Source organism: Brenneria populi (genome assembly GCF_036016195.1).
In the GTDB taxonomy this organism is placed as follows: domain Bacteria; phylum Pseudomonadota; class Gammaproteobacteria; order Enterobacterales; family Enterobacteriaceae; genus Brenneria; species Brenneria populi.
On record NZ_JAYWTM010000004.1, the window covers coordinates 552,881 to 573,178 of the forward strand.

Genomic DNA, 20,298 nt, shown 5'->3' on the forward strand with positions numbered 1-20,298 from the left:
AAGGATGATGCGATAGGCATCATCCCTTTCCCGCGACGCTGTATTAAACGAGTTGATTAAAACTCCATCAGCTCGCTTTCTTTTTCCGCCAGCGCGGCGTCCACTTTTTTGATGTAGAGATCGGTGAGTTTCTGTATCTCGTCCTGGGCGCGGCGTTCTTCATCTTCGCCGATCGCCTTCTCTTTCAGCTGCGCTTTCAGCTTATCGTTGGCATCGCGGCGCACGTTGCGTACGGACACCCGTCCCTGCTCCGCTTCGCCGCGCACGATCTTGATCAGATCTTTACGGCGCTCTTCCGTCAGCGGTGGCAGCGGAACGCGAATAACCGAACTGGCGGAAGACGGGTTCAGCCCGAGATCGGAGGACATAATGGCTTTTTCCACCGCCGGGCCAAGCGTACGGTCAAATACCGTAATCGCCAGCGTGCGGGAGTCTTCCACCACAATGTTGGCCAACTGACGCAGCGGGGTCGCACTGCCGTAATATTCGACCTGAATACCGTCAAGAATGCTGGGCGATGCGCGGCCGGTACGAATCTTGCTGATTTGGTTTTTAAAAACCTCTACGCACTTTTCCATGCGCGTTTCAGCATCTTTTCTGATTTCATTAATCACGTTGTGAACCCTTGAAAACTGGTTGCCTGACAGGCCATGCCATCACATAGCCCGGTGAATAATTAATACCAGCGTTAGCTGGCGGTATATGGCAATACTGCTGGTTACCAGCAGCGGATATTACCCTATTTTTAGGGTTATCCGTTATTACTGATCAACGTGCCTTCTTTCTCGCCCATGACCACGCGGCGCAGCGCGCCGGGTTTGTTCATGTTGAAAACGCGGATAGGCAGGTTGTGATCGCGGGCCAGCGTGAAGGCGGCGAGGTCCATCACCTTCAGCTCGCGCTCCAGAACATCCTGATAACTCAGCGTTTCATGCAATATCGCGCTAGGATCCTTTACCGGATCGGCGGAATAAACGCCGTCCACTTTGGTCGCTTTCAGAACGACGTCAGCTTCAATTTCAATCCCGCGCAGACAGGCGGCCGAATCAGTGGTGAAGAAAGGATTGCCGGTGCCCGCGGAGAAGATCACCACACGATTATTGCGCAGCAGGCTGATGGCTTCCGCCCAGCTGTAATTATCGCACACGCCATTTAACGGGATGGCGGACATCAGCCGGGCGTTGACATAGGCGCGATGCAGCGCGTCGCGCATCGCCAGGCCGTTCATCACCGTCGCCAGCATCCCCATATGGTCGCCCACAACGCGATTCATGCCCGCTTTAGCCAGGCCTGCGCCGCGAAACAGGTTACCGCCGCCGATGACCACACCGACCTGAATGCCCAACTCAACCAGTTCTTTCACTTCCTGAGCCATGCGATCCAAAATGCTCGCATCGATACCAAAACCTTCGGTTCCCTGCAAAGCTTCGCCGCTGAGCTTAAGCAGGATTCGTTGATATACGGGTTTTGCATTGGTTGCCATGGTGTTTTGTCCTACAGACTGTCATCGTATTGGGAGTTGTTACTGTCGCACCCCATCGCGATTTACCAGGATGTAAACCGCAAATAAATGCGCTGAAATTATTTTGGCTGGATAAAAAGGAACCGCCAACTGGCGGCCCCTTTTTTTATTATTAAGATTGCTTACTCATCGCCGCAACTTCAGCGGCAAAGTCAACTTCAGCTTTCTCAATACCTTCACCCACTTCAAAACGGATGAAGCTGGTGACGTCGGCTTTGTGCTCTTTCAGCAGATCGCCGACGGTTTTGCTTGGGTCCATAACGAAATGCTGACCGGCCAGAGAGATCTCGCCGGTGAATTTACGCATACGGCCTTCAACCATTTTTTCCGCGATTTCGCGCGGTTTGCCGGACTGCATGGCGATATCCAGCTGGATCTGGTGTTCGCGGGCGACCACATCGGCCGGAACATCTTCAGCTTTAACGTATTCCGGTTTGCTGGCGGCAATGTGCATGGCGATGTGCTTGATCAGCTCTTCATCGGCACCCGTTGCCGCAACCAGAACCCCGATACGCGCGCCGTGCAGGTATGATCCCAGGATGTCGCCTTCCAGCGCGGCGACGCGGCGGATATTGATGTTTTCGCCGATTTTCGCTACCAGAGCGGTGCGTTGGTCTTCGAATTTCGCTTTCAGCGCGTCAACATCAGAGATGCGATCGTTCAACGCGGCGGCGGCGACTTCTTCGCCGAAGGCTTTGAAGCCGGCGTCTTTGGCGACAAAGTCGGTTTCGCAGTTCAACTCAACGATGACGCCATATTTTCCGTCTGCGGAAATATTGGTCAGAATGATGCCTTCGGCAGCAACGCGACCCGCTTTCTTGGCCGCTTTCGCCTGGCCGGATTTACGCATGTTGTCGATAGCCAGCTCAATATCGCCGCTCGCTTCGACCAGCGCTTTTTTACATTCCATCATGCCTGCGCCAGTACGCTCGCGCAGTTCTTTTACCAGGGCAGCGGTAATTTCAGCCATTATCTTTTCCTCGGTTATCTCGTGGGGGGAGATAAGTAAAAAAGGGGGCCTTAGCAGGCCCCCTAACCAACATATGTCAATACCTGGTTAATAAGGGCTCGGAGGAGCCAGACTTATTATTCAGCTTCAACTAAGCCTTCTTCCGCTTGTTCAGCCAGATCTTGCGAACGGCCTTCACGAACGGCGGCGGCAACAGCGTTCAGGTACAGGTTAACTGCACGGATTGCGTCATCGTTACCCGGGATGATGAAGTCAACGCCATCAGGATCGGAGTTGGTATCAACGATAGCGAATACCGGGATACCCAGGTTGTTGGCTTCTTTGATTGCGATGTGTTCGTGATCGGCATCAACAACGAACAACGCATCCGGCAAACCGCCCATGTCTTTGATACCGCCCAGGCTGTTTTCCAGCTTGTCCAGTTCACGGGTGCGCATCAGCGCTTCTTTCTTGGTCAGTTTGTCGAAAGTACCGTCCTGGGATTGCGTTTCCAGATCTTTCAAACGTTTGATGGACTGACGAACGGTTTTCCAGTTCGTCAGCATACCGCCCAGCCAGCGATGGTTCACGAAGAACTGGTCGCAGCTGTCGGCAGCTTCTTTTACCGCTTCGCTTGCCGCGCGTTTCGTACCGACGAACAGAATTTTGCCCTTGCGGGAAGCGATTTTGCCCAACTCGGCCAGCGCGTCGTTGAACATCGGTACCGTTTTCTCAAGGTTGATGATATGCACTTTATTACGAGCGCCGAAGATGAACGGCTTCATTTTCGGGTTCCAGTAACGGGTCTGGTGACCAAAGTGTGCGCCAGCCTTGAGCATATCGCGCATGGAAACAGTTGCCATGATTACCTCTATTAATTAAGTATGGGGTTATGCCTCCACGTATCCCATCGCGCCGACCCCGCGGGCTTTATGCCGTTGGAGCACCCCGGCGAATGTGCCGATACGTGTGTGTTATATACACAAAGTGAGTTTTGGTTGATTTAGCCGGGCGGTATTCAAAGGATAGCACCTGAAATCAGCCGGCCGAATCACCGGCGCGCTTTATACCATAATTCCCGGCGGCACACCAACTTTTGTTGCTCGCGCCCGCGGCGCCAAATGATAATTTGGCAAGCCAACGGCCGGGCTGATAACATACGTTATCAATTAATGACCCACTCTAATTCGTCGTTTAATTCGACACCTGCGGACAATATTCAATGGCAATATCAATAAAAACCCCTGAAGATATCGAGAAAATGCGCATAGCCGGCCGACTGGCGGCCGAAGTATTGGAAATTATCGAACCCCATGTGGTTCCCGGCGTCAGCACCGCCGAACTGGACAGAATCTGCCACGACCACATCACCAATAAACAGCATGCGATTTCCGCCTGCCTGGGATATCACGGCTTCCCGAAGTCGGTCTGTATTTCCGTCAATGAAGTGGTGTGCCACGGTATTCCCAGCGAAGAAAAAATCCTGAAAGACGGCGATATCGTTAACATCGATGTCACCGTCATCAAAGAGGGATTTCATGGCGATACCTCAAAAATGTTTATCGTCGGCAAACCGACGATCCTTGGCGAACGCCTGTGCCGCATTACGCAGGAGAGCCTGTATCTGGCGCTTAACATGGTGAAACCCGGCATCCGCCTGCGTTCGCTGGGCAAGGAAATCCAGAAATTCGTTGAGGCGCACGACTTCTCCGTAGTGCGTGAATACTGCGGCCACGGCATCGGCGCGGGCTTCCATGAAGAGCCGCAGGTCCTGCACTATGATGCCGACGACGGCGGCGTGGTGTTGCAGGCGGGGATGGCCTTCACCATCGAACCGATGGTCAATGCCGGCGATTTCCGCATCCGCACCATGAAAGACGGCTGGACGGTAAAAACCAAGGATCGCAGCCTGTCGGCTCAGTACGAGCATACTTTGGTGGTCACCGAAAACGGCTGTGAGATAATGACGCTGCGCAAGGACGACACCATTCCCAATATCATCACGCATTAATATGATATTGGGCCTGTTGAGATGACTGGCCAAGGCTGACTATCCGCCGTCCCCGCGGCAGCAGGCGGGAACGGCGCGGATGAGGCCTGCGTCAGTTCGCACGTCGCCGTTATTTACCGCAATTTTTATGGGCTGCGCATATGATCGACAAAAACCTTTCGCAAGACACGCCTGCCGACGCCCCCGCGGTCGCACAGCCCCCTGATTCGCCGCTGAATTACGGCGACGACATGCTGAATTGCCAGACGCTGAAACAGCGGCTGGAGCAATTCCAGATCTGGCTGGGGAGCGAGTTTACATCGGGCGTCAGCGCGGAAGCGCTGATCGAGGCCAGAACGCTATTCATCGATCGCCTGTTGCAGCGGCTGTGGCTTTTCTATGGCTTTGAAAATATTACGCAGACGGCGCTGCTGGCCGTGGGCGGCTATGGGCGAGGCGAACTGCATCCGCTCTCCGATATCGACGTTCTGGTGCTCAGCCAGGAAAAACTCAGCGCGCAGCAATCGCAGCGCGCCGGCGAGTTCATTACCCTGCTGTGGGATCTCAAGCTGGAAGTCGGCCATAGCGTCAGAACGCTGGAAGAGTGTTTGCAAGAGGGGCGCGCGGATATTTCCGTCGCCACGAACCTGATTGAGTCGCGCATGATATGCGGCGACGTCGCGCTCTTTCTCCATCTGCAAAAACAGGTGTTCAGCGAAGCGTTCTGGCCCTCGGCAAAATTTTTCCCGGCAAAAATCGCCGAGCAGAACGAACGCCATCAGCATTACCACAGCACCAGCTACAACCTCGAACCCGATATCAAAAGCAGTCCCGGAGGATTGCGGGATATCCACACCCTGCTGTGGGTCGCCCGCCGCCACTTCGGCGCCACCTCGCTGGATGAAATGGTCGGTTTCGGTTTTCTGACGGAAGCGGAGCGCAAAGAGCTGAATGAGTGCCAAAGCTTCCTGTGGCGCATCCGGTTCGCGCTGCATCTGATACTGACGCGCTACGACAATCGCCTGCTATTCGACCGTCAGTTGAACGTGGCTCAGCTTTTGCAGTATCAGGGGGAAGGCAACGCCCCGGTAGAACGGATGATGAAAGATTTCTACCGCGTTACGGTGCGCGTCAGCGAGCTGAATCAAATGCTACTGCAGCTATTCGACGAGGCGATTCTGGCGCTGGAGGCGAATGAAAAACCCCGGCCGATTGACGACGAGTTTCAGTTGCGCGGCAATCTGATCGACCTGCGCGACGAAACCTTATTCATCCGCAATCCCGTGGCGATCGTACGCATGTTTTACCTGATGGCGCGCAACGAAGAGATCGCGGGAATTTACTCCAGCACGCTGCGCCAGATTCGCCATGCGCGGCGGCATCTCTCCGGTCCGCTCTGCGCCATACCGGAAGCCCGCGAACTGTTTATGCGTATCCTGCGCCACCCGCACGCGGTAAAACGCGCCCTGCTTCCGATGCATCGCCACGGCGTGCTGTGGGCCTATACGCCGCTGTGGGGCAATATCGTCGGGCAAATGCAGTTTGATCTCTTTCACGCCTACACCGTCGACGAACACACGCTTCGGGTGCTGCTGAAGCTGGAAAGCTTCGCCGACGAGAAGAATCGTACGCGCCACCCGCTGTGCGTGGAGCTCTATCCGCGCATTCCCCAGCCCGAACTGCTGCTGCTGGCGGGTCTGTTTCACGATATCGGCAAAGGCCGCGGCGGCGATCACTCGACGCTCGGCGCGCAGGACGCGCTGGAGTTCGCGGCCTTGCACGGCCTGAACTCGCGGGAGGCCCAGTTGGTTTCCTGGCTGGTGCGCCACCATCTGCTGATGTCGGTTACCGCGCAGCGCCGGGACATTCAGGATCCGGCCATTATTCAGCAGTTCGCCATGGAGATGCAGAGCGAAATCCGCCTGCGTCATCTGGTTTGCCTGACCGTCGCGGATATCTGCGCCACCAACGAAACCCTGTGGAACAGCTGGAAACAGAGCCTGCTGCGCGAGCTCTATTTCGCGACGGAAAAACAGCTGCGGCGGGGCATGCAAAACACGCCGGATCTGCGCGAACACGTGCGCCATCATCGTTTACAGGCGCTGGCGCTGTTGCGTATGGAGAATGTTGACGAAACGGCGTTGAGCAACATCTGGAGCCGCTGCCGCGCCGACTATTTCCTGCGCCACTCGCCGAGCCAGCTGGCCTGGCACGCCCGCCATCTGTTGGAGCACGACATCAGCAAACCGCTGGTGTTGATCAGCCAGCATGCCTGCCGAGGCGGAACGGAGATCTTTATCTGCAGTCCGGACAGACCTTACCTGTTCGCCGCGGTAGCGGGCGAGCTGGATCGCCGCAACCTGAGCGTGCATGACGCGCAGATCTTCACCAGCCGCGACGGCATGGCCATGGACACCTTCATCGTGCTGGAGCCGGACGGCAGTCCGCTGGCGCAGGATCGTCACGAAATGACGCGCTACGCGCTTGAACAAGCGCTGACGCAGCGGGATTATCAGCCGCCGCGCGCGCGTCGATCTTCGCCGAAATTGCGCCACTTCAGCGTACCGACCGAGGTTAATTTCCTGCCGACCCATACGGACAGGCGCAGCTATATGGAGCTTGTCGCCCTCGACCAACCGGGGCTGCTGGCCCGCGTCGGCGAAATCTTCGCCGACCTTAATCTGTCGCTGCACGGCGCCCGCATCTCGACCATCGGCGAACGGGTCGAGGATCTGTTTATTCTGGCGGATAGCGATAGACGCGCCCTGAAACCGGAATTACGCGTTAAACTACAAGAACGGTTGACAGAAGCCCTAAACCCAAACGATAAAGTACCATTGAATTAATTTTCACAATCAGGAAAGAGAAAACAGGATGCATCAACAACTACAAAATGTTATCGAGAGCGCTTTCGAGCGGCGCGCCGAAATTACGCCGGCAAACGTAGATACCGTGACCCGCGAAGCGATCAATCAGGTTATCGCCCTGTTGGATAGCGGCGCGCTGCGCGTCGCGGAAAAAATCGACGGCCAGTGGGTTACCCATCAATGGCTGAAAAAAGCCGTGCTGCTCTCTTTCCGCATCAACGATAACCAGGTTATGGAAGGCGCCGAAACGCGCTATTACGATAAGGTGCCGATGAAATTCGCCGGCTACGACGAAGCGCGTTTCCAGCGCGAAGGTTTCCGCGTGGTGCCGCCCGCCAGCGTACGCCAGGGCGCCTTTATTGCCCGCAACACCGTGCTGATGCCTTCTTACGTCAACATCGGCGCCTATGTCGACGAGGGTTCGATGGTGGATACCTGGGCGACCGTCGGCTCCTGCGCGCAGATCGGTAAAAACGTCCACCTGTCGGGCGGCGTCGGCATCGGCGGCGTTCTGGAACCGTTACAGGCGAATCCGACCATCATCGAGGACAACTGCTTTGTCGGCGCGCGTTCCGAAGTGGTCGAAGGGGTGATCGTCGAGGAAGGTTCCGTTATCTCTATGGGCGTCTTTATCGGCCAGAGCACCAAGATTTACGATCGCGAAACCGGCGAAGTGCATTACGGCCGCGTGCCGGCGGGTTCCGTCGTCGTTTCCGGCAACCTGCCGTCCAAAGATGGCAGCTACAGCCTATACTGCGCGGTTATTGTTAAAAAAGTGGATGCGAAAACCCGCGGTAAAGTGGGTATCAACGAATTATTGCGCACCATCGACTAAGCGGTATGCGGCGGGCTATCGCTAGCCCGCCGTTTTTATCCCCAGCCGTCGCAGGCGGTTATTTTGTATGCGACCCCGAAAAATCGCGGGCTGTCACGGATGAACCCGGTCGTTTAACCGTATGCTGGCTGACTTATTTTAACATCCAAAAGGTCGCACTATGTATGACAATCTGAAAAGCCTCGGTATTGCCAACCCGGATGATATTGATCGCTATAGCCTGCGTCAGGAAGCCAGCAATGACATCCTGAAGATTTACTTTCGCAAGGATAAGGGAGAATTCTTCGCTAAAAGCGTCAAATTCAAATATCCGCGTCAGCGTAAAACTATCATGGCGGACAATTCAGGACAGGGTTACAAAGAGATCAATGAAATCAGCCCTAACCTGCGTTACGTCATCGATGAACTCGATCAAATCTGTCAGAACGAACAGACGGATGTGGATCTGAAACGAAAAATCCTCGACGACCTGCGTCATCTGGATAGCGTGGTGTCGAATAAGATCGCCGAAATTGAAGCCGATCTGGAAAAGCTGACGAAGAATCGCTGATCGCGGCTGAAATGATAACGGGAGCGGATGCGCTCCCGTTTCCTATTCAGGCGTGGCTGGCTTCGATCAGCAACGCCCACTGCTCCACCCACGGACAGGAAATCACTTCCGGCTCCGGATGTTCGATGGCGTCAATTTCCAATATCTCGCCAATGCGTTTGGCGCCGATCTCCTGCAACAGCGCGTCAAACCGGCGCCCCCCGCCGCAGAAGTTTTCGTAGCTGCTGTCGCCGAGCGCAATCAGCCCATAGCGCAGCTCCGGCTGATAGCCCCCCAGCTCGCGCAACGCGGCGTACAGCGGCGCGATGGCGTCGGGAAGGTCTCCCTGCCCCGTTGTTGACGTTACCACCAGCACATCGTGCTCGCGGTAGCTCAGAAACGACTCCAGCGACGCGTCTTCGTAAACCTTAACCTCATGCCCGCGCTCTCTGAGGATATTTTCCGCTTCTTCGGCCACCAGCAATGCATTTCCGTAGACCGTGCCGACAAAAATACCAATCTGCGCCATGATTCCCGACTCCCTTTTTCTATATACACGACCTGATAAAAGACTATTCGCTATCCTGACCCGCCGCCGCCGGAAACTCAACCCTTTCAAAATCGGGGAGAATCCCCTGCCAGCCGAACCGCGTCATCACGCCCTGCCAGGGCGCATCCCAACGCGCCTGTAACCTGAGTTCCTGTTTGCTCACCGGGTGCGTCAGGCTCAGACTGCTGGCATGCAGCATCAGCCTGCTGCAGGCGAAGTGCGCGCCCATGCCGCGATTCTGCCGCAGATCGCCGTGCGCGCTGTCGCCGATAATCGGATGGCGAATATGGGACAGATGGCGGCGTAACTGGTGTTTGCGCCCGGTTTGCGGCGCCAGCTCCAGCAGGCTATAGCGCGATGTCGGGTAGCGTCCGATGGCCACCGGCATCTCCGCCTGCGCCAGCGCGCGATAGTGGCTCACCGCGGGCTGCGGCGCCTTATGCGGATTGGCGTATTTATCGGCGATTTTATCCAGCTCTTCGGTCAGCGCGTAATCAATCACGCCATCATCCATCACATAGCCGCGGACGACGGCATGATAGGTCTTGCGCATCTGATGCTGCTCAAACTGCTGCGACAGCGAACGTGCCACATCGCTGGATAGCGCCAAGAGCAGCACGCCTGACGTCGGCCGATCCAGGCGATGAACGGTATAAACTCGCTGGCCGATCTGATCGCGCACCGTCTGCATCACCACCACTTTCTCTTTACGATCCAGCCAACTGCGATGCACCAGCCAGCCGGCGGGCTTATTGACCGCGACCAGATGCTCATCCTGATAAATAATCTCAAGCATCGCCGTCGCCGTCAGTTGAATTGAGGTTATCGCCGAATAGCGCGTCAAGCCGCGCTATCCGCATCAGAAGCGGCTCAATATCAGACGCATCGCCTTGCAGCGCCTGTTCAAAATAGGGCGACAGCGAAAATTTCGTCGGCAGCGGCGCGCCGCTATCAAGCAGCGCGCGCATGCGGGGCAGCAGAACCCACTGCAACCACTGCTCGGCGCGCATGGTATCAATGCAGAAAGGCTCATTACTGGCGAAAGCGGAGGCCTCCGGCGGCGATAGCTGCCAGAAAGGACCGTTTTTTAACTCGCGTTCGACGTCAAACAAAGCGTGACGAACCTGATCTTGCAAACTCATGCCTTTTCTCACCATTGAAGCCGTTAACCGTTGGCGGCAAAGCATAGCATTGATAATAGTTTTGCCCAAAATCGGCATTCCGGCGCGCCGTACGGAAAAAAATGGGGGTACTGATTGCTCAGTACCCCCGATTCGTTTTATAGCGATCCCGCTACACCTTTGCGTCCCTGCTCATCCGTGAAAACTTTTCCCTGGTGGTCTTCCTAACCGACAATCCTTGCTGGCGTCCCACTTTCTTCCTGACTTATCCATCCTGTGCCATCCGTGACTTAATCCCTTTAGGCTCCTGCCCCACCAGAACATCCTGCCCGGCTCCCAATCTCCTTCCTGGAGGTGTCCCCGATCTCATCCTGAAAGCGTTTTATCCTTTGAGCGGCGCCCGATAATCAGGCTGCAATCTCAAGCAACCGTTCACCAACTTAAGTAATAAGATGTATTAATTGTTTGGATTCAGCAAGGGGCAAGTGACAACGTTTATCAATCGTCTTTCTGGAAAGAGAAAAGGTTTAATGTTAATTAACTAATTAATAATGAAAAAATAAAAAACAGGCCCGATATGCAGACGAAAGATGAGAGATATCTCACAGCAAATGTAAGAGATCTCTCACAAAGCGAAAAGTGAAACACGATTAATGATTAATGCGCCGACGGCCGTAACCGGGCAAGAAAATCAGCCAGCGTCGGCGCCAGCACCTGCTGCTTCCGGGTGCCGAACTCCTCCAGAATCACCTGCCCGGAAATATTGGCGAGCGAAACCATCGTCATATCGCTGTCGGTGGTCGCCAGAAACAGCGTCGGGGGCAGTTTTAAACGCTTTTGCGTCAGCAGGTGGCCGATCAGATTCTCCTGCATACGGGTAAAATCATCCTCGCTCCAGACCTGCAATAAAACGCACGAAATCGCCTCGAATCGCGCCGCCATATCGCCGGCGTACTGGGAGGTATAAAAAGCGTGGGCATCCGGATGCAGGCTGATATCCAAGGCGCGCTCCACCCCGTCCAGCATGGCGCCGGGCGAAAACGGCCGCGGCAGCCAGTAGACTTCGCCGTCGCGGCTCTCGGTAATACAGGGGGAAGGAACGCCGTACAGCGCTTCGCTTGCGGGCGGATGTCCCGTTTCCTGCCGCCATAATTCGACATAGCGCTGGGTAAAGGCGGCCAACGCCTGAGGAATATCATAATCCATAATTTTTTCTCATCATTATGTTAGTCGGGTTACACTAGGCGCCATTCGTTCTTTTTCATCGGGGTAGCCGTATGTCCGCTTACGACAAACACCAGGCGCTAAGCAATCTGACGCTCGGGAAACCGACACCTTATCACGATCGCTACGACGCCGGTTTATTACAACCGGTGCCACGCGGCCTGAACCGTGAACCGCTCGGCATCTTTGCGCCGAATTTGCCGTTTCATGGTGAAGATATCTGGACGCTTTATGAGCTCTCCTGGCTGAATAAAAATGGCGTGCCCCAGGTCGCCGTAGGCGAAATGCATCTGGATGCCACCAGCCTGAATCTGATTGAATCCAAAAGCTTTAAACTCTACTTAAACAGCTTCAACCAGACGGTATTTGACAGCTGGGATCGCGTACGCGCCGCGCTAATCAACGATCTGAGCCAATGCGCCCAGGGCCGGGTCGACGTAACGCTATTCAAACTCGGCGAGCTGGAAGGCCAGCCCATCGTCGGACTCCGCGGCGAATGCATCGACGATCAGGATATTGTCATCGACAGCTACGCCTTCAATGCGGACTATCTGGCGGCACAGGATAACGATGATACGCCGGTGGAAGAGACGCTTGTCAGCCATTTGCTTAAATCCAACTGCCTGATTACCCACCAACCGGACTGGGGGTCGGTACAGATTCATTATCGCGGCAAACGCATTAACCGGGAATCGCTGCTGCGTTATATCGTCTCATTCCGCCACCACAATGAATTTCACGAACAGTGCGTCGAGCGGATTTTTAACGATCTGATGCGTTATTGCCAGCCCGAACGGCTAAGCGTCTACGCTCGCTATACGCGCCGCGGCGGGCTGGATATCAATCCGTGGCGCAGCAATGTTCCTTTCACCGCGCCGGTCGGACGTCTGCCGCGTCAATAAATGCGTGACGCTGCGCAACTTCCGCCGCCGGCAGCCATCATTCATTGGAAAAAATAATGGCTGCACGCTAAGGTGTGCACGAGAAAGAATTAAGGTCCAACCTCGCCGCATGATGCGGATGCCGCGTGTCGACATGTATCAACCGACGAGCGCGCTTGGACGTTCTCCCGACCGGGAGTCCCGCTTCCACGGCATGGGCTGTGGCCGTCAAACAGACGGTCTCCTGCCCGCCATGCGCCGGGAAGATTACGGGTATACTGCGCTTAAAGGAGCAAAATTGATTACACATATCAGCCCGCTAGGATCTATGGATTTGTTATCGCAGCTGGAAGTGGACATGCTGAAAAGCACCGCCAGCAGCGCTCTCTATCGACTGTTCCGCAACTGTTCGCTGGCCGTATTGAATTCCGGCAGCCAGACGGATAACAGCAAGGAGCTGCTGTCCCGTTACGAAGACTTCGACATCAACGTGCTACGCCGCGAGCGCGGCGTCAAGCTGGAGTTGGTCAATCCGCCGGAAGACGCTTTTGTCGACGGCTATATCATCCGCTCGCTTCAGGCCAATCTGTTCGCCGTACTGCGCGATATCCTGTTTGTTAACGGGCAGATAGCCAACGCCGGCCACTATCACCATCTGGATCTGGAAAACTCCTCCCATATCACCAATCTGGTGTTCTCTATTCTGCGCAACGCCAAAGCGCTGCACGTCGGCGAAGAGCCCAATATGGTGGTGTGCTGGGGCGGACACTCGATTAATGAGACCGAATACCTTTATGCCCGGAAAGTGGGAAGCCAGCTGGGTCTGCGCGAGCTGAATATCTGCACCGGCTGCGGCCCCGGCGCCATGGAGGCGCCGATGAAGGGCGCCGCCGTCGGACACGCCCAGCAGCGCTACAAAGACGGGCGTTTTATCGGTATGACCGAACCGTCCATCATCGCCGCCGAGCCGCCTAATCCGCTGGTGAACGAGCTGATCATCATGCCGGACATTGAAAAACGCCTGGAGGCGTTTGTGCGCATCGGCCACGGGATTATCATCTTCCCCGGCGGCGTGGGGACGGCGGAAGAGTTCCTGTACCTGCTGGGGATTATGATGAACCCGGAGAACAGCGAACAGGTATTGCCGATCGTTCTTACCGGACCGCAGGAAAGCGCCGATTACTTCCGGGTTCTGGATGAGTTTATCGTCGCTACGTTAGGCCGTCAGGCCCGCCGCTACTACTCTATCGTCATTAACGACGCGGCGGAAGTCGCCCGCCAGATGAAAAAAGCGATGCCGCTGGTTAAGGAAAGCCGTCGGCATACGGGCGACGCCTACAGTTTTAACTGGTCTCTGCGCATCGCCCCGGACCTGCAAATGCCGTTCGATCCCAGCCATGAAAATATGGCCAATCTGAATCTGCATTTCGATCAGCCCCCCGAAGAGCTGGCCGCCGCCCTGCGCCGCGCCTTCTCCGGAATCGTCGCCGGAAATGTGAAAGAGGTCGGAATTCAGGCCATCGAGCGGCTGGGGCCTTATAAGATCCACGGCGACATACAGATAATGAAAAACATGGATCGGCTGCTTCAGGGGTTCGTTGCCCAGCAGCGCATGAAACTTCCGGGCAGCGCCTACATCCCCTGCTACGAAATCTGCGCCTAGCGTAAGGCAGGAGTTCGTCGGTCGGCCGGCCGAAAACCAACGCGGGGAAGCGCGCCTTCCCCCTACGACATGGATGACATCTCAGGAACACGCCTATGCCGGTACATTTGCTGATTGTCGATGCGCTCAACCTAATACGGCGGATTCATGCGGCAGGCGGTTCTCCCTGCGTCACCGCCTGCCAACATGCGCTAAACCAATTGCTGCAGCACAGCCGCCCAAGCCACGCCGTCGCCGTATTTGATGACGAAGATCGCGACGCCAGCTGGCGTCATCATCTATTGCCCGACTATAAAGCCGGGCGCGCGCCGATGCCGGACGACCTGAAGCAGGAACTGGCGCAGATTAAGGCCGCGTTTGCCGCCATGGGCGTCGCAAGCTGGCACTCGCCCGGCAACGAAGCCGACGATCTGGCGGCGACCCTGGCCAGTAAGGTAGCGAAATCAGGGCATCAGGCGACGATCGTCTCCACCGACAAAGGCTACTGTCAGCTACTGGCGCCGACGGTTCGCATCAGAGATTATTTTCAAAAACGCTGGCTGGATCTGCCCTTTGTTCAGCAAGAGTTCGGCGTTTCGCCGCAACAGCTTCCCGACTACTGGGGATTGGCGGGCATCGGCAGCAGCAAAATTCCCGGGGTGAGCGGCATCGGCCCCAAAGGCGCGCTGCAGCTGCTGCAACAGAGCGGCAGCCTGGATGCGCTGTATCAGCAGTTGGAGCAGGTGCCGGAGAAGTGGCGCAACAGGCTGGAACAGCAGCGTGAAATGGCGTTTATCAGCCGCCGGGTCGCAACGCTCAAAACAGACCTCAAGCTGCACGGCAATCTTCAGCAACTGCGTCTGACGCCCGGCGCGCGCTAAACGCCCGGCGCACCGCTTCCACGCCAACGCGCCGGAGGCTCACCAGCGCAGCACCGGCCATCCCGCCTCGCGGGCGTGGCGCAACAGCGCGGCATCGGGGTTCACCGCCTGCGGAAACCCCACCGCCCGCAGCAGCGGCAAATCATTGGCGGAATCCGAATAGAAGCAGGCGTCGTCCAGCCGCTCCCGCTCATCGTTCAGCAAATGCAGCAAACGCGCCACCTTGCCTTCACGGTAAGTCATCACGCCCTGCGTGCGGCCGCTATAGCGCCCGTCCCTGACTTCGAGCGCGATGCCGAGGCTTTCCGGAATGCCGAGACAGTCGGCGATGGGCGTCACCAAATGCTCGCCGGTGGCGGAGATAAGAATCAGGCGATCGCCCTGCCGGCGATGCCGTTCAAGGCATTGCACGGCGGCCGGACGGATAATCGGTTTGATCGCCTCATCGATAAAGCGCGCCGCCTGCGCGGCGACCTCCAGTGTGGTGCGGCCGGCCAGCGGCGCCAGCGTAAAACGCATGTACTCTTCCATAGAGAGGGAACCCGCGGCGTAGCGCCGCATCATCGCCTGCTCCGCTTCAATAAACCCCGCATCCTTCACCCAGCCCGCGTGAGACATGAACGCCCCCCAAAGGCTGGCGCTATCGCCGCCGATCAGCGTGTCGTCCAAATCGAATAGGGCCAGTTTCATGCCATCTCGCTTCATGCCACCTCGCATAGCGTCGTCAAATCCAGCCGCAGGCCGACGCGGCACCCATCCGCCAGCATAGCGGACGCCGAACGATTCAGCACGTCCACCTGCAGCTCGACGTCCAGGGAACGGACGCGATAGCGGATCACATTGCCTAACAGGCTGTGTCCGATCACCGTGGCGGGAATGCCCTGCCCTTCCGGCAGCAGCGCGATGGACTCCGGCCTCACCGCTACCCGGCTGCGATAGCCGCCGTCGGTCAACAGCGCGGCCTGCTCGGCGCTCAGCATATTGTAATTGCCGATGAAACCGGCGGCGAACGCGCAAACCGGACGCGAATAGAGCGTTTCCGCCGTACCGTGCTGCACAATCTTTCCCTCATTCATCAACACGATGCGATCCGACATGGTCAGCGCCTCCTCCTGATCGTGGGTGACGAACACCACGGTCAGATGCAGCTCCTGCTGGATGCGGCGGATCTGTTCGCGCAGGTGTTTGCGAATACGCGCATCCAGCGCCGACAGCGGTTCATCCAGCAGCAGCAGCCGCGGGCGGGTCACCAGCGAACGCGCCAGCGCCACGCGCTGACACTGCCCGCCGGACAGTTGGTGAGGATAACGCCCGGCATAGTCGCGCAGCTCCACCAGATCCAGCGCCTGCTCCAGACGCGCGCGCACCTCCCGCGCCGGCAGCTTCTGCATTTTCAGCCCGAACGCCACGTTGCCGGCGACGGTCAGGTTGGGAAACAGCGCATAGCTCTGAAACACCATGCCGACGCCGCGCCGCTGAGGCGGCAACGGCGTCAGATCGCGTCCGTCCAGTACGATACGCCCGCCGTTGACGTCGGTCAGTCCGGCCAGGCAGCGCAGCAACGTCGATTTGCCGCAGCCGCTCGGTCCCAGCAAGGTGACGAATTCACCCTCTTCGGCGTCGAAATCGATCTCTGCGAACACCGGCGTCGCGCCGTAGCTTTTATGCAAGTTTTGCACGCTCAGATAAGACATAGCGTTACCTTTTATCCCGGTTAAAGGCGTTGGCGACAAACGTCAGCGCCAGCACCACCATAAAATAGGAGATCACCAGCGCGCTGGTGAAATGGCCGCTTTCACTGCGCATGTTATACAGATAGACCTGTAGCGTTTCATAGCCGCCGCCCACCAGTAGATTGGCGAACACGAACTCGCCGATAAGAAAAGAGAACGACAGCAGCAGCGCCACCATGCAACCTTTGCGCAGGTTGGGCAGCACCACGCTCAGCGCCGCCCTGAAGGTGCCGGCGCCCAGCAGTTGGGCGGCGTCCATCAGATCGCGCAGGCGAATGGCCTGCATGTTGTTGGTCATGGCGCGGTAGACGAATGGCAGGGCGACGGTGAAATAACAGCCGAGCAGAATCCAGGGCGTCCCCGTCAGCGGCAGCGGCCCTTCGGCGTAAATCTGCAACAAACCGACGGACGACACGATGGGCGGCACGGCGAACGGCAACAGGATCAAAATATCCATCGCCGCTTCCAGGCGCGGGAAATAGTAGGCGATAACGAATATCAACGGCAGCGTCAACGCCAACGTCAGCCCCAGGGCGCCGGCGCAGAGCAACAGGGAACGGCCAAGCGCGGCCAGAAAACGTGCGTCCTGCCATAGCCGCGTCATCCAGGCCAGGCTAAATCCATCGGGCAGAATCGTCGCCCCCCACTGGCTGGAAAAGGCGTAAATCAGCGTCGCCAGCAGCGGCAGCAGCAGTATCAGCCAAATCAGCGACACCACGCATTGATGATAGCGGCGTTCCGAGCGTGTCATATTCTCATGCCTCTCAGGTTGCAGAAATCCGCGTTAGCGGCGCGCATGCTGATATCCATGCCTGGCGATCCACCGGTGCGCCGCGGTAATCAGCGCCATCAGCGCCACCAGCAGCATCCCCAGCGCGCCGGCCATATTGGGATCGAGATAGAGATCGCCCGCCACCAGCGCCGAGATGCGAATCGGAATGGCGTTGAAATTGCCGCCGGTCAGCGCGAACAGGGTGGCGTAGGCGCCCAGCGCGTTGGCCAGCAGAATCACGAAGGTGCCGGCCAGCGCCGGCATCAGCACCGGCAAACCGATATGACGCCAGTAGCGCGCCGCGCCGGCGCCCAGCAGCGCCGCGGACTCGCGCCACTCTTCGCACAGCGCCTCAAACGCCGGGTAAAGCAGCATCACGCCGAGCGGAATTTGAAAATAGGTGTAAATCAGCACCAGCCCGGATTTCGAATAGAGCGAAAAATCATTCATCAGCCCGAACTGCCGCATCAGCAGCGTCAGGCAGCCGTTGGCGCCCAGCAGAATAATAAAGGCGAAGGCCAGCGGCACGCCGCTGAAATTGCTGGTCATATTGGTGAACGACAGCACCATGTCGTGCAACTTCCCCCGCCGTAAACGGAACAGAGAGTAACTGCCGACCAGCGCGATCAGCACGCCGAACAGGCTGGACCAGAAGGTAATATGCAGCGAAAAAAAGATCGCCTGCCGGTAGAACGGCGAGGTAAAAATTTCCCGGTAGTTGCCGAATCCCCAGCCCTCCATTTCGCTGTTGAAACTGTGCACCGCCATCCATATCAGCGGCGCTATCTGAAAGGCGAAAAACACCAGGGCGAACGGCAGCATCACCAGCGCCGCCAGAAGCCTACGCCTCATACCAACAACTCCCGGCACGCCGGTTTATCGTGCGCCGCGCCCAGCAATTCGCACACCGTGCCGCACAGCATCGTCTGCCGCGGCCGTGCCGGCGCCAGGCTGAACCCGGCGCCGAACACGAACAGCGGCACCTGCCGCTCCTCCGGCAACGCGCCGCCGTGGCTGCGATCGTCATTCATGCCGTGATCGGCGGTAACCAGCACCTGCACCCCTTCCGCCAGCCAGCCGGGCATATAGCGGGACAATAGTGTATCCGCCGCGCGGGCGCTGTTGCGGTACTCGCGCGAAGAGAGCCCCCAGCGATGGCCGGCGTCGTCGATATTCATCGGATGAATCAGCAGAAAATCGGGCCGGTAGCGCAGACGCAGGCTTTCGGCATCTTCGAACAGGTGCGAGTCCGGGTAATGGTCGGCGTGATAAAAATGGCCGTACTGAATGGGCAGATCCGGCGCTTCCGTATGGCGATCGCGCGCCGCATCGAACGGCGTGCGGTTATACAGCTCGGATACCCAGTGATAGGCGGCGGCGGCCGTCGTCAAACCGGCGGCCCTGGCGTAATGAAATACGCTGCGCTGGTCGGACAGGCGGCTGACGCCATTGTGCACCACGCCGCTGCGTACCGGCGGCACGCCGGTGAGGATGCATTCATACAGCGGGCGGGACAGCGAAGGCAGCTCGCACGTCAGTCGATACAACCGTCCCCGCTCTTGCTCGCATTCGCCCAGCAGATATCCCATCGCCGTCTCGGCCACCGAATAAGTCAGGCCGTCCAGCACCACCAGCACCGTTTTCATCACGCCCCCTTAGCCTTACTGCTTCATCGCTATAATCACGTTTTCCTGCCACAGCCGGGGCAGCAGTTTGGCGCTCTTTTCCCACGCCTGCGGATCGGCGATCGGATGGGCGTTTTTATACTGTTCCACCGGCAGCAGTTTGGCCTTCACATCGTCCGGCAGGATCAGATTCTCTACGCGAATGGGCCGCGCGTAACCGCGCGCCAGGTTAATTTGCCCGGCATCGGAGAAAATGTACTCACGCGCCAGTTTGGCGGCGTTGGGGTGCTTGGCGTATTTGTTGATGATGGTGGTATAGCCGGACGTAATGGTGCCGTCGGACGGAATCAACACTTCAAAACGCCGCGCATCGATCTGATCGCGATAGTTAAGGCCGTTGAAATCCCAAACGATGCCCACTTCGATCTCGCCTTTTTCCAGATTGGCGATGGTGGGATTGTTCAGCCCCAGACGCCCCGACTCCGCCAGTTTGCGGAAAAACGCCAGTCCCGGCTTAAGGTTTTTTTCATCGCCGCCCTGGGCGTAAGTGGCCGCCAGCACGCCGTTGACCGCCTGCGCCGCGGTGCTGACGTCGCCGATGCTCACGCGATAGTCGCCGTTCAGCAGATCGGCCCAGCTATGCGGCACGTTTTTGACCACGTCTTTGTTGACGATAAAGGCGATAGAGCCGGTATAGGCCAGCGCCCAGTGACCGTCTTTGTCCTTGGCCCAGTCCGGCACCTGCGCCCAGGTGGTCGTCTTATAGGGCTGGGTGACGCCCTGCTCCACCGCTATCGGCCCGAAAGAGGCGCCGACGTCGCCGATATCGGCGCTGGCGTTGCTTTTCTCCGCCTTGAATTTGGCGATCTCCTGAGCCGAACTCATATCGGTGTCGCTGTGTTTCAGACCGTATTTTTCAGCCAGATCGCTCCAGGTGCCTTTCCAATTAGCCCAGGAATCCGGCATGCCCACGCTGTTGACCTGCCCTTCCTGACGGGCGGCCTGCTCCAGCGCCGCCAGATTCGCGTCGGCGGCCAGCGCCGACTGCCCGGCCAGCGCCATCGCGCCGGTCAGAGTGAATACAGTAGCAAATAAACGTTTCATTATTCGCGATGCTCCGGTTAAATGAGAGAAGGAACTTGCTCTGGTCTAGTCCACAAGTGCCAGGCTAATTTAA

The 20,298-nt window shown here is 57.5% G+C and carries 21 protein-coding genes; 7 read left to right on the top strand and 14 right to left on the bottom strand.

Annotated elements, in window-relative coordinates:
* Positions 1-56 precede the first annotated feature (56 nt).
* The 4 genes from frr to rpsB all read right to left on the bottom strand — a co-directional run bounded on the left by frr (position 57) and on the right by rpsB (position 3,334).
* On the bottom strand, positions 57-614 hold the full coding sequence (gene frr, locus VSX58_RS07330; RefSeq protein ID WP_327612637.1) for a ribosome recycling factor: 558 nt from the start codon (positions 612-614) through the stop codon (positions 57-59).
* 137 nt (positions 615-751) lie between these two features.
* Positions 752-1,483, bottom strand: coding sequence for a UMP kinase (gene pyrH / locus VSX58_RS07335; protein WP_327612636.1), 732 nt, complete (start codon positions 1,481-1,483; stop codon positions 752-754).
* A gap of 151 nt (positions 1,484-1,634) precedes the next feature.
* On the bottom strand, positions 1,635-2,492 hold the full coding sequence (tsf, locus tag VSX58_RS07340) for a translation elongation factor Ts (RefSeq protein WP_327612635.1): 858 nt from the start codon (positions 2,490-2,492) through the stop codon (positions 1,635-1,637).
* A 116-nt stretch (positions 2,493-2,608) separates the two neighbouring features.
* Complete coding sequence (gene rpsB / locus VSX58_RS07345) at positions 2,609-3,334, bottom strand: 30S ribosomal protein S2 (protein WP_327612634.1); 726 nt, start codon at positions 3,332-3,334, stop codon at positions 2,609-2,611.
* 359 nt (positions 3,335-3,693) lie between these two features.
* Here rpsB and map point away from each other — a divergent pair, with 359 nt between their 5' ends.
* From map to VSX58_RS07365, 4 genes are all read left to right on the top strand, one after another.
* Positions 3,694-4,482 carry a type I methionyl aminopeptidase gene (map, locus tag VSX58_RS07350; protein ID WP_327617507.1) on the top strand — a complete coding sequence of 263 codons (789 nt, stop codon included), beginning with the start codon at positions 3,694-3,696 and terminating at the stop codon, positions 4,480-4,482.
* A gap of 140 nt (positions 4,483-4,622) precedes the next feature.
* Positions 4,623-7,307 carry a bifunctional uridylyltransferase/uridylyl-removing protein GlnD gene (glnD, locus tag VSX58_RS07355; protein ID WP_327617508.1) on the top strand — a complete coding sequence of 895 codons (2,685 nt, stop codon included), beginning with the start codon at positions 4,623-4,625 and terminating at the stop codon, positions 7,305-7,307.
* A gap of 28 nt (positions 7,308-7,335) precedes the next feature.
* Positions 7,336-8,163, top strand: coding sequence for a 2,3,4,5-tetrahydropyridine-2,6-dicarboxylate N-succinyltransferase (dapD, locus tag VSX58_RS07360; RefSeq protein ID WP_327612631.1), 828 nt, complete (start codon positions 7,336-7,338; stop codon positions 8,161-8,163).
* A gap of 160 nt (positions 8,164-8,323) precedes the next feature.
* Complete coding sequence (locus tag VSX58_RS07365) at positions 8,324-8,713, top strand: DUF3461 family protein (protein WP_327612630.1); 390 nt, start codon at positions 8,324-8,326, stop codon at positions 8,711-8,713.
* A 46-nt stretch (positions 8,714-8,759) separates the two neighbouring features.
* Here VSX58_RS07365 and VSX58_RS07370 read toward each other — a convergent pair whose 3' ends face one another.
* The 4 genes from VSX58_RS07370 to syd form a co-directional block, all read right to left on the bottom strand.
* Entirely contained in the window at positions 8,760-9,221 is a 462-nt protein-coding gene (locus VSX58_RS07370; protein WP_327617509.1) for a flavodoxin, read from the bottom strand.
* Between the two features lie 43 nt (positions 9,222-9,264).
* On the bottom strand, positions 9,265-10,038 hold the full coding sequence (gene truC, locus VSX58_RS07375; protein WP_327617510.1) for a tRNA pseudouridine(65) synthase TruC: 774 nt from the start codon (positions 10,036-10,038) through the stop codon (positions 9,265-9,267).
* Positions 10,031-10,384 (bottom strand): YqcC family protein, encoded by a 354-nt coding sequence (locus VSX58_RS07380; protein WP_327617511.1) that lies wholly within the window; start codon positions 10,382-10,384, stop codon positions 10,031-10,033. Before VSX58_RS07380 ends, truC begins: the two co-directional genes overlap by 8 nt.
* A 636-nt stretch (positions 10,385-11,020) precedes the next feature.
* Positions 11,021-11,569 carry a SecY-interacting protein gene (gene syd / locus VSX58_RS07385; protein WP_327617512.1) on the bottom strand — a complete coding sequence of 183 codons (549 nt, stop codon included), beginning with the start codon at positions 11,567-11,569 and terminating at the stop codon, positions 11,021-11,023.
* Positions 11,570-11,640: 71 nt separating this feature from the next.
* On the opposite strand from syd, the gene queF reads away from it, so the two are divergent.
* The 3 genes from queF to xni all read left to right on the top strand — a co-directional run bounded on the left by queF (position 11,641) and on the right by xni (position 14,991).
* Positions 11,641-12,489 (top strand): NADPH-dependent 7-cyano-7-deazaguanine reductase QueF, encoded by an 849-nt coding sequence (queF, locus tag VSX58_RS07390; protein ID WP_327617513.1) that lies wholly within the window; start codon positions 11,641-11,643, stop codon positions 12,487-12,489.
* A 277-nt stretch (positions 12,490-12,766) separates the two neighbouring features.
* Positions 12,767-14,131 carry a nucleotide 5'-monophosphate nucleosidase PpnN gene (gene ppnN, locus VSX58_RS07395; RefSeq protein WP_327617514.1) on the top strand — a complete coding sequence of 455 codons (1,365 nt, stop codon included), beginning with the start codon at positions 12,767-12,769 and terminating at the stop codon, positions 14,129-14,131.
* Between the two features lie 95 nt (positions 14,132-14,226).
* A complete protein-coding gene (gene xni / locus VSX58_RS07400; RefSeq protein WP_327617515.1) occupies positions 14,227-14,991 on the top strand; it encodes a flap endonuclease Xni in 765 nt (254 codons plus the stop codon).
* 39 nt (positions 14,992-15,030) lie between these two features.
* On the opposite strand, the gene VSX58_RS07405 is transcribed toward xni, so the two are convergent.
* Genes VSX58_RS07405 through VSX58_RS07430 form a run of 6 tightly spaced genes read right to left on the bottom strand, consistent with a single transcriptional unit; the run spans position 15,031 to position 20,225 of the window.
* The gene (locus VSX58_RS07405; protein ID WP_327617516.1) at positions 15,031-15,681 is read right to left on the bottom strand and encodes an HAD family hydrolase; all 651 of its coding nucleotides are present in this window, start codon (positions 15,679-15,681) and stop codon (positions 15,031-15,033) included.
* Positions 15,682-15,692: 11 nt separating this feature from the next.
* The gene (locus VSX58_RS07410; protein WP_327617517.1) at positions 15,693-16,685 is read right to left on the bottom strand and encodes an ABC transporter ATP-binding protein; all 993 of its coding nucleotides are present in this window, start codon (positions 16,683-16,685) and stop codon (positions 15,693-15,695) included.
* Positions 16,686-16,689: 4 nt separating this feature from the next.
* Complete coding sequence (locus VSX58_RS07415; protein ID WP_327617518.1) at positions 16,690-17,475, bottom strand: ABC transporter permease; 786 nt, start codon at positions 17,473-17,475, stop codon at positions 16,690-16,692.
* Between the two features lie 33 nt (positions 17,476-17,508).
* Positions 17,509-18,348: an ABC transporter permease gene (locus tag VSX58_RS07420; RefSeq protein ID WP_327617519.1), complete on the bottom strand. Its 840-nt coding sequence runs from the start codon at positions 18,346-18,348 to the stop codon at positions 17,509-17,511.
* Complete coding sequence (locus tag VSX58_RS07425) at positions 18,345-19,142, bottom strand: alkaline phosphatase family protein (RefSeq protein ID WP_327617520.1); 798 nt, start codon at positions 19,140-19,142, stop codon at positions 18,345-18,347. Before VSX58_RS07425 ends, VSX58_RS07420 begins: the two co-directional genes overlap by 4 nt.
* A gap of 15 nt (positions 19,143-19,157) precedes the next feature.
* Positions 19,158-20,225: an ABC transporter substrate-binding protein gene (locus tag VSX58_RS07430; protein ID WP_327617521.1), complete on the bottom strand. Its 1,068-nt coding sequence runs from the start codon at positions 20,223-20,225 to the stop codon at positions 19,158-19,160.
* Between the last annotated feature and the right edge of the window lie 73 nt (positions 20,226-20,298).

Excerpts from the sequence above, each read along its gene's own strand:
- pyrH (WP_327612636.1), bottom strand. The coding sequence starts at position 1,483 with ATGGCAACCAATGCAAAACCCGTATATCAACGAATCCTGCTTAAGCTC.
- tsf (WP_327612635.1), bottom strand. The coding sequence starts at position 2,492 with ATGGCTGAAATTACCGCTGCCCTGGTAAAAGAACTGCGCGAGCGTACT.
- rpsB (WP_327612634.1), bottom strand. The coding sequence starts at position 3,334 with ATGGCAACTGTTTCCATGCGCGATATGCTCAAGGCTGGCGCACACTTT.
- map (WP_327617507.1), top strand. The coding sequence starts at position 3,694 with ATGGCAATATCAATAAAAACCCCTGAAGATATCGAGAAAATGCGCATA.
- glnD (WP_327617508.1), top strand. The coding sequence starts at position 4,623 with ATGATCGACAAAAACCTTTCGCAAGACACGCCTGCCGACGCCCCCGCG.
- dapD (WP_327612631.1), top strand. The coding sequence starts at position 7,336 with ATGCATCAACAACTACAAAATGTTATCGAGAGCGCTTTCGAGCGGCGC.
- VSX58_RS07365 (WP_327612630.1), top strand. The coding sequence starts at position 8,324 with ATGTATGACAATCTGAAAAGCCTCGGTATTGCCAACCCGGATGATATT.
- VSX58_RS07370 (WP_327617509.1), bottom strand. The coding sequence starts at position 9,221 with ATGGCGCAGATTGGTATTTTTGTCGGCACGGTCTACGGAAATGCATTG.
- truC (WP_327617510.1), bottom strand. The coding sequence starts at position 10,038 with ATGCTTGAGATTATTTATCAGGATGAGCATCTGGTCGCGGTCAATAAG.
- VSX58_RS07380 (WP_327617511.1), bottom strand. The coding sequence starts at position 10,384 with ATGAGTTTGCAAGATCAGGTTCGTCACGCTTTGTTTGACGTCGAACGC.
- syd (WP_327617512.1), bottom strand. The coding sequence starts at position 11,569 with ATGGATTATGATATTCCTCAGGCGTTGGCCGCCTTTACCCAGCGCTAT.
- queF (WP_327617513.1), top strand. The coding sequence starts at position 11,641 with ATGTCCGCTTACGACAAACACCAGGCGCTAAGCAATCTGACGCTCGGG.
- xni (WP_327617515.1), top strand. The coding sequence starts at position 14,227 with ATGCCGGTACATTTGCTGATTGTCGATGCGCTCAACCTAATACGGCGG.
- VSX58_RS07405 (WP_327617516.1), bottom strand. The coding sequence starts at position 15,681 with ATGAAACTGGCCCTATTCGATTTGGACGACACGCTGATCGGCGGCGAT.
- VSX58_RS07410 (WP_327617517.1), bottom strand. The coding sequence starts at position 16,685 with ATGTCTTATCTGAGCGTGCAAAACTTGCATAAAAGCTACGGCGCGACG.
- VSX58_RS07415 (WP_327617518.1), bottom strand. The coding sequence starts at position 17,475 with ATGACACGCTCGGAACGCCGCTATCATCAATGCGTGGTGTCGCTGATT.
- VSX58_RS07420 (WP_327617519.1), bottom strand. The coding sequence starts at position 18,348 with ATGAGGCGTAGGCTTCTGGCGGCGCTGGTGATGCTGCCGTTCGCCCTG.
- VSX58_RS07425 (WP_327617520.1), bottom strand. The coding sequence starts at position 19,142 with ATGAAAACGGTGCTGGTGGTGCTGGACGGCCTGACTTATTCGGTGGCC.
- VSX58_RS07430 (WP_327617521.1), bottom strand. The coding sequence starts at position 20,225 with ATGAAACGTTTATTTGCTACTGTATTCACTCTGACCGGCGCGATGGCG.